The sequence below is a fragment of the Leptospira neocaledonica genome (assembly GCF_002812205.1).
In the GTDB taxonomy this organism is placed as follows: Bacteria; Spirochaetota; Leptospiria; order Leptospirales; family Leptospiraceae; genus Leptospira_B; species Leptospira_B neocaledonica.
Genome location: NZ_NPEA01000030.1, coordinates 1 through 1,277, shown reverse-complemented (window position 1 = coordinate 1,277; position 1,277 = coordinate 1). Strand labels below are relative to the sequence as shown.

Annotated in this window: 2 protein-coding genes and 1 pseudogene; 1 reads left to right on the top strand and 2 read right to left on the bottom strand. The window is 36.6% G+C overall.

From position 1 onward, the window contains the following. On the top strand, positions 1-201 hold a 201-nt coding region (locus CH365_RS20065), incomplete at its 5' end, for a hypothetical protein (protein ID WP_208861252.1). A gap of 51 nt (positions 202-252) precedes the next feature. Here CH365_RS20065 and CH365_RS19825 read toward each other — a convergent pair. Together CH365_RS19825 and CH365_RS20040 are read right to left on the bottom strand one after the other, a co-directional pair. Further along, positions 253-942 (bottom strand): hypothetical protein, encoded by a 690-nt coding sequence (locus CH365_RS19825; protein ID WP_100770275.1) that lies wholly within the window; start codon positions 940-942, stop codon positions 253-255. Continuing rightward, positions 926-1,277 (bottom strand): annotated as a pseudogene (locus CH365_RS20040) (hypothetical protein); the annotation flags it as partial. The gene CH365_RS19825 and the pseudogene CH365_RS20040, both read right to left, overlap by 17 nt.

Genomic DNA, 1,277 nt, shown 5'->3' with positions numbered 1-1,277 from the left:
TTTTGGACGACTCCCGGCTTCGCCAGGACCGCGCTCTACGCTTCAATCAGCGAAGCACCATTATATTTCTTTTATTTACTGTTCCTCTCTCTCATCATGGTGCATCGCCGGATTTCCGCTACGATCGCTGTCGCTTCGTTAATGTATGTTTTTCCGTTTTCCCTAACCTATCTCTATTCTTGGCTCGCGCTCAGGCGCTAAGGGTGAGACTATACATGTTCATGAATATCTCTCTTTAATTAGATTAATATTTTAGGGGTATTCATTGCCTGGTGGATCGCAGTTTTCCCATTCACGATCCTTTGGATCTGGCTGCTCACCGCACCATTGGATTCTATAATTCATAATGCAGTCTTGGATTGTTTCTATTTTCTTTTTCCTAATCACGACAGAATCGAGATCGGAAAGCTCATTTGTCTCAATGCTTAAACGACTTACAAGCTTTGCCAACACTATAGATTCATTAAGCGGAAATGTGGCGAAATGTCGAAACCTCGTTTTAAAATAATTTGTTTCTCGGAATATTCCGTGTAAAATTGGTTCGTCTTTATAATATAGATTATAGATATTTGGTTCTACTTCCTTTAAAACAAAAGTCTGATCTGATATTGCTGAAAAACTTCGAGATACCAGCTTAACTCGAATTGTCATATCGTTCGGGTTAAATTCTCCACAGAATATCCGATTTTCCGCCGAACCAGAAAAGATATTTTCTTTCGTTAGTCTTTTAAGAATCTCGACAGAACTACCAGATAAAATGAATTTGTTGAATAGATAAGATTTTTTCTCCAAGACTTTAAATTCCATATTCCCTTTTCTTTCGCTTTGGCCTTCCGTGAAATGTTTTATAATTTCATTTCCTTTTCGAGCATCACTGCAAAAAATAGAAACAAAAATTGGAAACAATAGTAGTAATTTGAATAGTTTAAATATCTTCATCATTTACCTTCTCGGGGCCGTAAATTTTATATATTTTAGTTTGTTTAAAATCATCGTCAGAGATTGGATCTCCAAATTTCACATCACCGAGGCTACCATTATGGTTATAATTGATCCAACCTTCATCGGTTTTCCTAATTAAACAAAAATGATTTGGCCCAGGTGGATTGGTATTATCAACCCAAATTTGGATGACATCCCCTTTCTTGTATTCATTCAATTTATCAGTCAATGTATTAAACGGTATTGGATTGGGCATGTCTATAAACTGACCTAACATCGCCGTAAATTTATTCGGTCCTAATAATCCTCCGAATAGAGAAAGAGACAAACTAGAA

Bases quoted from the DNA above. Each gene is read 5' to 3' on its own strand.
- CH365_RS19825 (WP_100770275.1), bottom strand. From the start codon at position 942: ATGATGAAGATATTTAAACTATTCAAATTACTACTATTGTTTCCAATT.